Raw genomic sequence first — 13433 nt, 5'->3', positions numbered from 1 at the left:
CGGGGGCGATGGTGGTCGCCGTCACCCCCGTCCCGCCGCTCGTCAGGCCCGGTCGCCGAGTGCGACGACGTTGTCGGCGAGGCGCTCGTTGTCTCCGTACATGAAGTGGTTCTTCATGTTCTCCGAGAAGCGACTCGCCTCGGTGGTGAGTCCCACGGCCTCCGCGACCTCGCGGATGTGCATCGGGGTGGCACCGCAGCAGACACCGATGTAGTGCACGCCGAGGTCGTACGCCTCTTTCGCGAACGCGCCGATCTCGTACCGGTTCGTGTACAGCGGATCGAGCGCGGTCGGGAAGGTCCGGCCGTGCGGGGACGGCACCGCGGCGTGCGGATCGGACAGGTTGAAGAAGGTGGGCTCCGCCTCCGTCGTGCGGTACGGGATCGGCAGGGCGCCGACGTGGCACGAGACCGCCTCGCGGATCTGTCGCAGCCACGGCAGCATCGTCTCGGGTCCGCGGAAGCAGTTCAGGCCGACGACGTCCACGCCGATCTGCTCGAGGCGCTGCGCGGTCTCGACGATGCTGACCCCGTCGGCCATCTCCTGGAACGCCATCGGCGCCAGGGTCAGCACCACGGGCAGTCCGCTCGCCTTCGCGGACTCCGCTGCGGCGATGGCTTCGCCCGCGAAGTAGAAGGTTTCGCCGATGATGAGGTCGGCGCCCTCATCGACGGCCCAGCCGACCATCTCGTCGAAGAAGCCGCGCACCTCGGCCTGGCGTCCGGTGTCTTCGGGGTCCCAGATGTTCGAGTTCGAGATGTTGCCCGCCATGAAGTTGCCCGGCACGCGGTCGGCGACCTTTCGGGCGATCTGCAGTGCCGAACGGTTGAGGGGCTCGAGCAGGTCCTCCTTGCCGATGACCCGCATCTTCTCGCGGTGGCCGTTGTAGGTGAACGCCTCCACGATGTCGGAGCCGGCGCGCTGGAAGTCGATGTGCAGTGACTCGAGGGCGTCCGGGAATTCGAGGGCCACCTCGGGAACGAACTCTCCCGCGGTCAGGTAGCCGCGCTTCTCGAGTTCGAAGAGGAAGCCCTCGGCACAGATGACGGGGCCCGCATCGAGGCGGGCCTGCAGCGTATTGGTGTCGGTCATGCGGATCTCCTGAAGTCGTTGCGACGGCCGTCCGGCCGCAACTCCCGATGATAATCGCGCTCTCGTCGTCGTCTCCTGCGGATGCGTAACACAACCACACACGAGCAGTCGTCGGCGCGATCGTCCGGGACGCTCACGCCTGAGTGGTGCCGCTCTCGGCGGGGCCGGGCAGGTCGATGCGGAACGTCGCGCCCCCGCCGGGGGTCTCGTGCACGGCGACGGTTCCTCCGTGGAGGTCGACGATCGACTTGACGATGGCGAGCCCGAGTCCCGAACCGCCGGTCTCGCGGTTCCGCGACGTATCAGCGCGCCAGAAGCGGTCGAAGATCTTGGTGCGAATCTGCTCGGGGATCCCGTCGCCGTGATCGACGATCTCGAATCGGGCGCCGCTCGCGTGTTCGGGGCGCGAGACGACGATCTCGATGGGGCTGCCCTCGGGCGTGTGCCGCAGCGCGTTCCCGATGAGGTTCGTCATGACTTGTCTGACGCGGTGCTCGTCTCCGACGACCACCGGGTCCGTGGGGTCGGCGACCGCGATGATCTCCCGGTCCGGGGCCTGGACCCCGGCATCGAGAGCGGCGTCGCCGGCGAGGTCGTTGAGCGCCAGCTCCGTGAGCTCGAGCGGGCGCCGCTCGTCGAGCCGGGCGAGCGAGAGGAGGTCCTCGACCAGCGAGGTCATGCGGATCGCCTCCTTCTCGATCCGTTCCATCGCCTGCGCCACGTGCTCATCGTCCTGCAGTGCGCCCATGCGGTACAGCTCGGCATAGCCGCGCACCGAGACGAGCGGCGTGCGCAGTTCGTGACCGGCATCTCCGACGAAACGCCGCATCTGTTCGATGGTGCGGGCGCGGTCGGCGAGCGAACCGTCGAGCCGGTCGAGCATGACGTTCAGCGACTCACCGAGGTGCCCGACTTCGGTGTGGGGGCTCGCCACCATGATGCGCTTCGAGTAGTCGCCCTTCGAGATCTCGAGGGCGGTCTTCTCGACCGAGGCCAGCGGCATCAGGGTGCCGGTGATCAGGATCCGAGTGAGTGCGGCGCCGAGCAGGATCACGGCGATCCCGAATCCGGTGAAGATGATGACGAACTGCGTGAGCACCCGGTTGGCCCACGCCGTCGAACTCGCGATGAGGAGGGTGCCGTTGACCTCGCCGTCGGAACCCGTGATGGGGAGTGTGACCGCGAGCCAGGTGGTGCCGTCGTCGCCCGAGAGGCGCGTGATGTCGTCGCGGTTGCTCGCGACCTCGTCTTGCGTGAGATGCGGAACGTTCGGGATATTCGCCGACGTCGAACCGCGAGTGTTGTCGTACTGGACGCTCCCGGACGTGCCGAGCACGGCGACGTAATACTGGTTCGTCGCGTACAGCACATCGTTGCGCTTCAGCTGATTCGTATCGGCCTCCGGAGCGAGCGCACCCGCGGGGTCGCTCCGCAGCTGCCGCAACTGCGTCTCCTGCGATCCCAGCAGCAGCGGCTGGAGGAGCGTCAAGGTGCCGATCCCCGCCACGAACAGACCGAGGAAGAGGATGAACACCGTCACCGCGGTCGTCTTGGCCCGCAGCGACACGTCGGCCAAGCGCTCGGTGAGGGTGCGCTTCGCCACCGTGCTACTTCTGTTCGGTCTTCAGCATGTAGCCGAATCCGCGCTTCGTCTGGATGAGGGACTCCTCGGTGAGCGGATCGAGCTTGCGCCGCAGGTACGAGATGTACGACTCGACGATGCCGGCGTCGCCATTGAAGTCGTACTCCCAGACGTGGTCGAGAATCTGCGCCTTCGACAGCACGCGGTTCGTGTTCTGCATGAGGTACCGGAGCAGCTTGAACTCGGTGGGGGAGAGCTCGACGGGCGTGCCGGCGACGGACACCTCGTGCGTGTCCTGATCCATCGTGATGGGTCCGACCGACAGCACCGACTCCTCATCCTCCTGCGTGGTGCGGCGAAGGATGGCCTTGATGCGGGCGATGATCTCGTCGAGGCTGAACGGCTTCGTGACGTAGTCGTCGCCCCCGACCGTGAGACCCTCGACCTTGTCATCGGTCTCGTCCTTGGCCGTCAGGAAGATGATAGGAGCCGTGTAGCCGGCGCTCCGCAGCCGCTTCGTCACGCTGAAGCCGTTCATGTCGGGCAGCATGACATCGAGGATGATGAGGTCGGGCTCCTCCTCGAGAACAGCGGAGATGGTCTGCGCACCGTTCGCCACGGCACGGATGCCGAACCCGGCGAACCGCAAGCTGGTGCTCAGGAGCTCGCGAATGCTGGGCTCGTCGTCGACGATCAGGATCCTGGGGCCTTTGGGCTGTGCGTTCATGCTCACCAGTGTCTGACGGTTTGCTATGAAGTCGCTGACAACGGCGCGCTACAGTCCATCGGCGTTCATGAGGGTGTAGGCGTACCCCTGCTCCGCGAGGAACCGCTGCCGGTTCTGCGCGAAGTCCTGATCCACGGTGTCTCGGGTGACGAGGGTGTAGAAGGACGCGGAAGCGCCGTTCGCCTTCGGGCGGAGCAGGCGGCCGAGGCGCTGCGCCTCCTCTTGTCGTGAGCCGAACGATCCCGAGATCTGGATCGCCACGGACGCATCGGGCAGGTCGACGGAGAAGTTCGCGACCTTCGAGACCACCAGGATCCGCTCGGCGCCCTCGCGGAACGCCTGGAAGAGCCGCTCCCGCTCGTCAACCGGGGTCTGCCCGGTGATGAGGGGGGAGCGCAGGGCCTCCGCCATCGACTCGAGCTGCTCGATGTACTGGCCGATGACGAGCACGCTCTCACCGGCGTGCTTCTCGATGATGCGCCGAGCGACGGGCTGCTTCACCGAAGCGCTCGAGGCGATCCGGTACCGGTCGTGATCCTCGGCGACGGCGTAGTCCATGCGCTCGGACTCGGGCAGTTCGACGCGCACCTCGAAGCACTCCGCCGGGGCGATGAACCCTTGCGCCTCGATGTCGCGCCAGGCGGCGTCGTAGCGCTTCGGTCCGATCAGACTGAACACGTCGCCCTCGCGGCCGTCTTCGCGCACGAGCGTCGCGGTGAGACCGATGCGTCGACGCGCCTGCAGGTCGGCGGTGAGCTTGAAGACCGGGGCCGGCAGCAGGTGGACCTCGTCGTACACGATGAGGCCCCAGTCCTGCGCGTCGAGCAGCGAGAGGTGCTGGTACTCGCCTTTTCGCCGGCTCGTGAGGATCTGGTAGGTCGCGATGGTGACCGCCTTCACCTCTTTGACCTGGCCGGAGTATTCGCCGATCTCGTCCTCGGTGAGCGACGTGCGGCGCAGCAGTTCATCGCGCCACTGCCGTGCCGAGACGGCGTTGGTGACGAGGATGAGCGTCTTCGCACCCACCGCCGCCATCGACGCGGCACCCACGATCGTCTTCCCGGCACCGCACGGCAGCACGACCACGCCTGACCCGCCGCGCTCGAACGCGTCGACGGCCTTGGCCTGGTAGTCGCGCAGGTGCCAGCCGTCTTCCTCGAGCCTGATCTCGTGGGGTTCACCCGGCGTGAAGCCGGCCAGGTCTTCCGCCGGCCATCCGCGGCCCACGAGCTCCTGCTTCAGCTGGCCGCGCGCCCACGCTTCGACCGGGTAGGTGTGCGCGTCGATCCGAGTCCCGAGCAGGGGCGCGATCTTCTTGGCGCTCGCCACCTCCTGCAGGATCATGGGCTCATCGGAGCGGAGCACGAGCGGTGCCGGTTCGACGTCGTCTCCGGCTGCGGGCTCCAGCCGCTCGATCGTCAGCTTGCCGTAGCGCCGCATGGTCTCCTCGATCTCGCTCGACACCGAGGTCGGGACCGGGAACTTCGCGTACTCGTTCAGCGTGCCGATGATCTCATCCGCGGTGTGGCCGGCTGCGCGCGCGTTCCACAGGCCGAGTCGAGTGACCCGGTAGGTGTGGATGTGCTCGGGCGCTCGCTCGAGTTCGGCGAAGACCGCCAGGGCGTGCCTGGCCTCTTCGGCGTCGGGGTGCGCCACTTCGAGGAGCACGGTGTGGTCGCTCTGCACGATGAGGGGGCCGAGAGTCATAGTGTTCCAGTTTACTCGCGGCGGGTCACGTCAGGCTGAGCGAGGCCGGACCCGTGAGCGTCGCGGAGTCAGATCGACTCGACGCCGGTGATGGCGGAGATCGGCAGAGTGCGCTCGACTCCCGCCTGCTGATCGGCGGCGCGCAGACGACCTCCGCTGATGGAGAGGGGCTGGAGCGTGAAGCTGTGGGTCGACCCGCGCGCTTCGGCGCTCACCCTGACCGGTCGGCGATCCCGAATCGCGAGTTCGAGATGCCGGGTGAAGTCACCGGCGCCCGGTTCGCTGCGCGAGGCGGCGAAGACCCGGTCGACGAGGTCGTTCCCCGGCACCGTCGGCTCGGGATCGGACGCTGTGGTCGGCGCCGGAGCGGGCGACGACGGTACGGCGCCCCCGCCCAGCCTGGCGGGGTATCTGGCGTCCACCAGCGCCGCGTGCACGTGCTCGGGAGCGAGCGGGGAGAAGAGGATCAGGGCGTCCGCGGACTGCTCGGCCGAACCGGGTCGGCCCGTAACGGCGCCGGAAGCCGACTGCCGCTCGGAGACGACGAACGTCTGCAGTCTGAGGTGTCGCAGCGCGCGATCCGCCGCCAGGCGCTGCAGCACATCGGGCTTCACCACCCGCACGCGGGCGCGACCCTCGTCGCCGTGATGGGCTTCGACCGTGATGCTGCCGGCGCGCTCTCCGAGGTCGCTGAGGAGGTACTCGAGCGGCTGCGGCACTCCGGTGAGCGACAGGCGTTCGAGGAACGCGCGCACGTCGGCGATGGGGTGCCCCGCGTCGAGTGCGCGCAGCAGCGAGGCGTCGGTCAGTCGGAAGGTCGATGCCACACCCAGTTGCTCGACCGCGGAGATCGCGAAGAGCATCTCCTCGTCCTCCGGGGAGAGGGGGCCTGGCGCCACCACGCTGAGGTCGGGCTGGAGGTACACGCCGGGCGCCTGGTCGGGGAGGGTCTCTGCAACGGTCTCGAGCAGCTCGTCGGCGTGCGCGACGTCGTCCCAGAGCCCGGCGGCCGGTCGCGTCAGGAACCCGTCGAGCGTCAGGCCGAGCTGCTCGGCCGCGTCCGCGAACTCCCGCGCCGTCTCGAGGGTCCGCTCCGCACTGAGGGGGTACTCGGTCAGCAGACGCTCCGCGACCGCGGTCCGCACATCGCCGCCTGCGAGCGCGACGACTCGGTGCAGGGCCGGTGCGATCGCCGCGACGCGCGCGGCAGCGAGGGCGATCCAGCGGGCGGCGTGCGTGCGGGTCAACCACTCGGTCGCACGCTCCGTCACGACGACCCGGCGTTCGGCGACATCGCGTTGACCGGTCACGGCGATGAGACCGGCCAGGCGCAGCGTGGTCAGCGTTGCGACCGCGCGTTCGGGGGCGGAGCGTGCGGCCTCGGCGAGGGCCCGCGCGCTCGTCACCGCGACCTCCCCGCGACGGTTCGCCTTACCCGGAGCGGCGCGGAGTGCGCGCAGAATCGCCGCCGCCCGTTGGGTTTCGACGAGCGCCGGGGCGTACCAGGCGGACAGGTCTTCGCGCCGTTCGCGTGCCCGATTCTCGGGCGCGTGCTCCGCGCGAGGACCGTTCTCGGCGGATGCGCGTTGCGCGGTCGCGTTCTCGAGTGCCGAAACGACCTCGGGGAGCTCGACGATGCCGGTCGCGTCCACACCGACGAGGCCCCAGGACCTCAGGGTCGCGGCGGTCGTCTCGTCCGCCGCACCGAGGCTGCCGAGGGCACCCAGGCTCGCCCGGTCCTGGGACTCCAGCGCGCGCTGCACGGAGTCGTCCCGCAGCAGGTCGAGCGCGAGCGAGATGCTATCGACGACCTGCGCGGGGGCGATCGGCGGGCGTCGCGACACCAGCTGTTCGAGTTCCGCGCGGTCCATGGCGGCGATCGATGCGGCGAGTGCGAGCGTTCCGCTCATGGTCGTCCCCGGACTACCGTTGCCGGTTCCGGGCGTCCGACGCGTTCTCCTTGCCGCGACGCCGCATGCTGACGATGAGCAGCACCACCAGCAGGACGAACGCGACCGGAAGCCCGACGTAGGTCAGGGCGACGAGCACCGGCCACACTCCCTCGGCGAGCAGAAAACGGTCGTTCATGCCGACGATGAGCGTGACGAAGAAGCAGATCACGGCGACACCGATGATCGCCAGCGTCGTCAGCGCGAGCACGCGCTCGAGGCGTGACGGGGTGTTCGGATCTCGGGACATCCCGACCAGTCTATCGCGGTCCGGTGCCGCGATAGAGTGGGAGCCGGGTGGGGCGCGCACTGCGGACCACAACGAGCGACAGCGGAGCCCGCCCGGGCTACGCAGCGGAAAGGGACGAGGCATGCCGAACGGCAAGGTCAGGTTCTACGACGAGGACAAGGGATTCGGATTCATCCAGGGCGATGACGGGCAGCAGGTGTACCTGCACGCCTCCGTCGTTCCCGAGGGTGCTGAAGTGCATGCGGGATCACGGCTCGAGTACAGCGTCGGCGAAGGACGCCGAGGCCCCCAGGCGCTGTCCGTCCGCGTGCTCGATGCGCCGAAACTCGCGAAGCGATCGCGCAAGCCGGCCGACGAGATGGCGGTCATCATCGAGGATCTCGTGAAGCTCCTCGACGGAATGGGCACGCGACTCAAGCACGGACAGTATCCCGAGCGCGCGCAGTCGCGGAAGGTCGCTACGATGCTGCGCAAGGTTGCGGACGACTTCGATGTCTGAGCCCGTGGCGAACGCCGAACCCGTCGACACGACCCCCGCGCAGGTGATCCCTGAGGATCCGACGCTGCTCGGCGCTCACGAGCAGGCCATTGCCGCGCTCGCCGAGGTCACCGACCGCTCGGACATCGGTGCGTCGGAGGGCGGCGAAATGGTGGAGCCGAACGTCGCCACGCTGTACTTCGAATGCCGCTTGCGCGGATACCCCGGATGGCGGTGGGCCGCCTCGCTCACGCGCGTCGACGAGTCGTCGCCGATCACGGTCCTCGAGGTCGAGCTGCTGCCGGGCGACGGCGCCGTCGTGGCTCCCGAGTGGGTGCCGTGGTCGGAGCGGATGGCGCAGTTCCGCGACGCCCAGTCGCAGGCTGACGCCGACGAGACGGCTGAGGACGACGCCGGCGACGATGACGCCGAGTACGACGACGCGGGGGATGACGACGACTTCGACGACGATGATGACATCGACGGTGTCGATGTCGACGCCGTCGACACCGACGAGGCCGTCACCGACGACGACTGAGCGGCGTGCGCGGGAGCAAACAGCGGTTGCCCCGCGCACACCGCTCAGCGGTCAGATGATCCGCTCGAGCACGTGGTCGATGCAGGCCGTGAGCGCGCGCACGTCGTCCGGTTCGATCGCGGTGAAGGTCGCGACCCTGAGCTGGTTCCGACCGAGCTTGCGGTACGGCTCGGTGTCGACGATGCCGTTGGCGCGCAGCACGCGCGAGATCTGACCGGCATCGACGCTGTCGTCGAAGTCGATCGTCACGACGACCTGCGAGCGATCCTCGGGTCGGGACGCGAACGGCGTGGCCACGGCGCTCCGCTCCGCCCAGGTGTACAGCACGCCCGAGGACTCCGCGGTGCGCGAGGACGCCCACGCGAGGCCGCCGTTGTCGTTCATCCACCGCACCTGCTCGTCCATGAGCGCGACTGAGGCGAGAGCGGGGGTGTTGAGGGTCTGATTCTTACGCGAGTTCTCGATCGCGCCCGCCAGGTTCAAGACCTCGGGGATGTAGCGACCCGATGCGGCGACCCGCTCGATGCGCTCGATCGCCGCGGGCGAGACGAGCGCGAACCACAGCCCGCCGTCCGATGCGAAGTTCTTCTGCGGCGAGAAGTAGTAGACATCCACCTCGTTCGCATCGAAGTCGATGCCGCCCGCGCCGCTCGTGGCGTCGACGACGGTGAGCGCGCGCGCATCGCCGTGCACGCGCTGCACGGGAGCCATGACTCCGGTCGATGTCTCGTTCTGCGGGTAGGCGTACACGTCGATGCCCGCGACGGCCTCGGCGGTGGCGCGGGAGCCGGCGTCCGCGGTGCGCACGTCGGGGTCCTGCAGAAACGGCGCCGCAGCTGCGGCCTTGCCGAACTTCGCACCGAACTCGCCGAACGACAGGTGCTGGCTGCGCGTTTCGATGAGCGAGTGCACCGCCGAATCCCAGAATGTCGTCGCCCCGCCGTTCGCGAGGAGGATCTCGTATCCCTCCGGAGCGCGGAAAAGCTCAGAGAGTCCGTCGCGCACGCTCCCGACGAGATCCTTCACGGGCGCCTGACGGTGCGAGGTGCCGAGCACCGAACCGCGGATCGAGTCGAGGAAGCCCAGCTGGGCGTCGCGCACTTTCGATGGACCGCACCCGAATCGTCCGTCGGCGGGAAGGAGGTCTTCGGGAATCACGATTTCGGCCATGGCACCGATCCTAGCCCGGCGCGACCGTCGCACCGCCGCTCCCGGTATCCGCCCGTGCCCGCGTCACATACACTCGTGCCATACACTGGTCGGCGAACGCGTGCATGGAGGTGCCCAGTTGACAGACTTGATCGACACGACGGAGATGTACCTGCGCACGATCCTGGAACTCGAGGAAGAGGGGATCGTGCCATTGCGCGCGCGCATCTCCGAGCGACTCGGGCACTCCGGGCCCACGGTCTCGCAGACGGTGGGGCGCATGGAGCGCGACGGCCTAGTCGTCGTCACGGGTGACCGCCACCTCGAATTCACTCCGGAAGGTCGCGAGAAGGCTGTGCACGTGATGCGCAAGCATCGCATCGCGGAACGGCTGCTCGCCGATGTCATCGGACTCGAGTGGGAGTACGTGCACGAAGAGGCGTGCCGGTGGGAGCACGTGATGAGCGAGCAGGTCGAACGCAAGCTCCTCGAGATCCTCGATCACCCCACCGAGTCCCCCTACGGCAATCCGATCCCCGGCCTCGAAGAGCTTGGCGCCCGGACCGGATCCCCGTTCCAGGCAGGTGTCGAGAACCTCTCCACGGTGCTTGAGACGGTGGGCGCATCGGCGACCGCGCGCGTCCGTCGTCTCGCGGAGCCCGCGCAGTACGATCCCGATCTGCTGAAGCAGCTCGCTGAGGCCCGGATCACGCCGGGGCAGATGGCGACGTTCCTGCGTGACGAGGATTCCGTACGGATCCGGGTCGACGGGGGCACGGAGGATTTCCACCTCCCCATCGAGTTCATGCCCTACGTGTTCGTCTCCCCCTAACGAGAGAGACCCAGACGCCCGACGGCGGGCGGCGCACCGACATTCGAGGAGCCGGCTTTGACAGCGCACACCCCTGAGTTCCACATCCACCACGTTCTGGAGACGCTGGAGCAACGGGGAAGCAACGAACGAGAGTTCTTGCAGGCGGCCCACGAAGTGCTCGATACCCTCACCCCGGTACTCGCCGAGCACCCGGAGTATCTCGAGGCAGGGGTCCTCGAGCGTCTCGTCGAGCCGGAGCGTCAGATCATCTTCCGCGTTCCGTGGATCGACGACGACGATCGAGTCCGGGTCAATCGCGGCTTCCGCGTGCAGTTCAACTCGGCGCTGGGGCCGTTCAAGGGCGGGCTCCGCTTCCACCCGAGCGTGACGCTGTCCGTCGTGAAGTTCCTCGGGTTCGAGCAGATCTTCAAGAACGCGCTCACGCAGCAGCGGATCGGCGGGGGCAAAGGCGGCTCCGACTTCGATCCGCGCGGCAAGAGCGATCGCGAGGTCATGCGGTTCTGCCAGAGCTTCATGACCGAACTCGTGAACCACATCGGCGAGGACATCGATGTGCCCGCCGGGGACATCGGAGTCGGGGGTCGCGAGATCGGGTACCTCTTCGGTCAGTATCGACGTCTGACCGGCCGACATGAAGCCGGAGTGCTGACGGGCAAGGGAACCGGCTGGGGCGGTGCACAGGTCCGCACCGAAGCGACCGGGTACGGCGTCGTCTACTTCCTCGACGAGATGCTCCGACGTGCCGACGACGGCATCGAGGGGCGACGGGCCATCGTGTCCGGATCGGGCAACGTAGCGACCTACGCCATCGAAAAGGTGCACCAGCTCGGCGGCACCGCGGTCACGGCGTCCGATTCCTCAGGATACGTCGTGGACGAATCCGGCATCGATCTCGAGCTGCTCAAGCAGATCAAAGAGGTCGAACGCGGGCGCATCTCGGACTACGCCGATCGGAAGCCGGGCGCGCACTTCGTCGACGGCGGATCGGTCTGGGACGTCGCCGGCGAGGTCGCGCTCCCGTGCGCGACGCAGAACGAACTCGACGCCGACGGCGCCCGCGCACTCATCTCGAACGGCGTGCGCGCGGTCGCCGAGGGGGCGAACATGCCCACGACGCCCGAGGCGGTCTCCCTGTTGCAGGAGGCCGGGGTGCTGTTCGGGCCGGGCAAGGCGGCGAATGCCGGGGGCGTCGCGACGTCAGCGCTCGAGATGAGTCAGAACGCCTCGCGCGAGCGCTGGGACTTCGCAACGAGCGAGTCGCGACTGCACGACATCATGCGCGATGTGCACGATGCGGCGTACGCCGCTTCGGAGCGCTACGGGCGCCCTGGAGACTACGTGCTCGGAGCCAACTCGGCGGCATTCGTGACCGTCGCGCAGGCCATGGTCGCGCAGGGCGTGATCTGATCCCGCTGCGGGCGCCGTACAGCACGCGGATTCTCTCGATGTCGAACGATGACGGGTGCCGATCCGCGCGTCCAGAATGGCGTCATTCCGCCAATTTTGCGACTTCCTGAACAAGTTCCCACGAGAGTGTGACAATTTCGTGATCTTCGGTTAGGCTGGTCCGAGTCGTGGTTCGCAAGGAACCTCATACGTCCACGTACGCACAACGTTAGGCAGATTCACCAGTGACTCAGAGCTCCGATCTCGTAGCGGCCACCGCCGCTCCCTCGGCACCCTCGAAGACCAAGCGATTCGCCCAGGTAGCAGGCGCCGCGGCACTGAGTGTCGGTCTCATGGGAACGTTCGCGTTCCCGGCGTACGCCACGTTCGACGACGCAGGGAACGGCCCCGACGGGCTCTCCGCCAGCGCAGCTGAATACAGCGCTCCGCTCGAAGGCGCGCAGTCGCTGACGGCCCCCGCCGCTCCGATCGAGACCGCGGATGTCGCACCCGCGACCGTCTCGACGACCGAGAACGCTGACGAGGCCGCCGAAGCGAAGGCTGTGAAGGAAGCAGCAAAGGCTGAAGAGCAGGCTGCGGAAGAGGCTGAAGCCCTTGCCGCGCAGCAGGAATCGGCCGCAGCAGACGACGAGGCACCCGCTGACGACGTCGCCGGCGAAGACATCCCCTCCGGCGAAGGCGCCGGTGCGATCGTCGACGCTGCGAAGGCTCAGCTCGGCGTGATGCAGGATTGCACCGCACTGGTCGAGAAGTCGCTCCGCGCAGCGGGCATCCCCGCAGGCGACCTCGGCACGCAGGTCGGCGAGTACACCGCCCTCGGCGGCAAGCAGGTCTCGACCGGCTCGATGGCCCCCGGCGACATCCTCGTCTGGCCCGGCGCCCACGTCGCCGTCTACATCGGCAACGGCCAGGCCGTGCACGGTGGCTGGAACGGCGGCACGACCGCGATCGGCCCGATCTCGGGCGGCACCATGGGTGGCGGTCCCGGCGCGGTCGTTCGCTTCTAAGCGTTCCCCGCAGGAATCGACTGAGGCCCGCGTCCCCCTCGGGGGAGGCGGGCCTCAGTCGTGAGTGGACAACAACCTTCTGCTAACGTGGTTCACTGGTGCGGCCGAGGCGGCACCCGACCGCCCTGGTAGCTCAGTGGATAGAGCACTTCTCTCCTAAAGAAGGTGTCGGAGGTTCGATTCCTCTCCAGGGCACCACCCGATTTAAGCCCCTTCTTCCGCATCATTCTGCGGGGGAAGGGGCTTTTCCTGTTTGCCCGAAGTGCCCGTGGCAACCGAGTTGACAACAATTGCCCCGGCAATGTCAGAATCCAAGCGGTCTCGCAGTGACTCAAGATCGTCTTCGAAGAGGTCGGCGTAGGTGTCTAGCGTCACTGCGGCGGACTTGTGCCCGAGCATTCTCTGCACGATCTTCACGTGCGCCCCCGACCGGACAGCGAGGCTCGCGGCGGTGTGCCTGAGGTCGTGGATCGGCATGTAGGTGAGTCCCGCACCCTTAAGCGCGCTTTTCTACCATGTACGGGCCTGTTCCCACCAGTTGGCGGCAGGAGGTAAGCGCCGCGCCCATTGTCGAACAGGATGTCGCTCGCAGACCTTTCCTTCGCCTGCTCAACCAGCATGTCCCACACGACCGAAGGTGCAGGAACCGTGCGCACTTTGTGCGTCTTCGGAGTGCCCTCGACAAGCTGCGACCCGACCTGCACAGCATTTC

12 protein-coding genes, 1 tRNA gene and 1 pseudogene are annotated in these 13433 nt (G+C 67.7%); 6 read left to right on the top strand and 8 right to left on the bottom strand.

Annotation, left to right across the window (positions count from 1 at the left end):
* Positions 1-42: 42 nt before the first annotated feature.
* The 6 genes from J4H85_RS13530 to J4H85_RS13505 all read right to left on the bottom strand — a co-directional run bounded on the left by J4H85_RS13530 (position 43) and on the right by J4H85_RS13505 (position 7307).
* Complete coding sequence (locus J4H85_RS13530; protein WP_208240723.1) at positions 43-1092, bottom strand: homocysteine S-methyltransferase family protein; 1050 nt, start codon at positions 1090-1092, stop codon at positions 43-45.
* 133 nt (positions 1093-1225) lie between these two features.
* Entirely contained in the window at positions 1226-2695 is a 1470-nt protein-coding gene (locus J4H85_RS13525) for a sensor histidine kinase (RefSeq protein ID WP_208240721.1), read from the bottom strand.
* A gap of 4 nt (positions 2696-2699) precedes the next feature.
* Positions 2700-3401: a response regulator transcription factor gene (locus J4H85_RS13520; protein ID WP_208240719.1), complete on the bottom strand. Its 702-nt coding sequence runs from the start codon at positions 3399-3401 to the stop codon at positions 2700-2702.
* 48 nt (positions 3402-3449) lie between these two features.
* The gene (locus J4H85_RS13515; RefSeq protein WP_208240717.1) at positions 3450-5108 is read right to left on the bottom strand and encodes a DNA repair helicase XPB; all 1659 of its coding nucleotides are present in this window, start codon (positions 5106-5108) and stop codon (positions 3450-3452) included.
* A 68-nt stretch (positions 5109-5176) separates the two neighbouring features.
* The gene (locus J4H85_RS13510; RefSeq protein ID WP_208240715.1) at positions 5177-7018 is read right to left on the bottom strand and encodes a helicase-associated domain-containing protein; all 1842 of its coding nucleotides are present in this window, start codon (positions 7016-7018) and stop codon (positions 5177-5179) included.
* Between the two features lie 13 nt (positions 7019-7031).
* Complete coding sequence (locus J4H85_RS13505) at positions 7032-7307, bottom strand: hypothetical protein (protein WP_208240714.1); 276 nt, start codon at positions 7305-7307, stop codon at positions 7032-7034.
* 121 nt (positions 7308-7428) lie between these two features.
* On the opposite strand from J4H85_RS13505, the gene J4H85_RS13500 reads away from it, so the two are divergent.
* Positions 7429-7806, top strand: coding sequence for a cold-shock protein (locus J4H85_RS13500; protein WP_208240712.1), 378 nt, complete (start codon positions 7429-7431; stop codon positions 7804-7806).
* The gene (locus J4H85_RS13495; protein ID WP_208240710.1) at positions 7799-8323 is read left to right on the top strand and encodes a DUF3027 domain-containing protein; all 525 of its coding nucleotides are present in this window, start codon (positions 7799-7801) and stop codon (positions 8321-8323) included. The genes J4H85_RS13500 and J4H85_RS13495 overlap by 8 nt, the downstream gene beginning before the upstream one ends.
* A 51-nt stretch (positions 8324-8374) precedes the next feature.
* Here J4H85_RS13495 and serC read toward each other — a convergent pair whose 3' ends face one another.
* Positions 8375-9493, bottom strand: coding sequence for a phosphoserine transaminase (gene serC, locus J4H85_RS13490; protein ID WP_208240708.1), 1119 nt, complete (start codon positions 9491-9493; stop codon positions 8375-8377).
* 118 nt (positions 9494-9611) lie between these two features.
* On the opposite strand from serC, the gene J4H85_RS13485 reads away from it, so the two are divergent.
* From J4H85_RS13485 to J4H85_RS13470, 4 genes are all read left to right on the top strand, one after another.
* Positions 9612-10304, top strand: coding sequence for an iron-dependent transcriptional repressor DtxR (locus J4H85_RS13485; RefSeq protein ID WP_208240706.1), 693 nt, complete (start codon positions 9612-9614; stop codon positions 10302-10304).
* A 57-nt stretch (positions 10305-10361) separates the two neighbouring features.
* Positions 10362-11714 (top strand): NADP-specific glutamate dehydrogenase, encoded by a 1353-nt coding sequence (gene gdhA / locus J4H85_RS13480; RefSeq protein ID WP_208240705.1) that lies wholly within the window; start codon positions 10362-10364, stop codon positions 11712-11714.
* A gap of 332 nt (positions 11715-12046) precedes the next feature.
* Positions 12047-12721, top strand: coding sequence for an NlpC/P60 family protein (locus J4H85_RS13475; protein WP_208240704.1), 675 nt, complete (start codon positions 12047-12049; stop codon positions 12719-12721).
* A gap of 122 nt (positions 12722-12843) precedes the next feature.
* A tRNA-Arg gene (locus tag J4H85_RS13470) sits at positions 12844-12919 on the top strand.
* 6 nt (positions 12920-12925) lie between these two features.
* On the opposite strand, the pseudogene J4H85_RS13465 reads toward J4H85_RS13470, so the two are convergent.
* Positions 12926-13216, bottom strand: a pseudogene (locus J4H85_RS13465) (tyrosine-type recombinase/integrase); the annotation flags it as partial.
* Between the last annotated feature and the right edge of the window lie 217 nt (positions 13217-13433).

Source organism: Leucobacter tardus, from assembly GCF_017583045.1.
Taxonomy (GTDB): Bacteria; Actinomycetota; Actinomycetes; order Actinomycetales; family Microbacteriaceae; genus Leucobacter; species Leucobacter tardus.
This window is presented reverse-complemented; position numbering and strand designations above follow the sequence as displayed.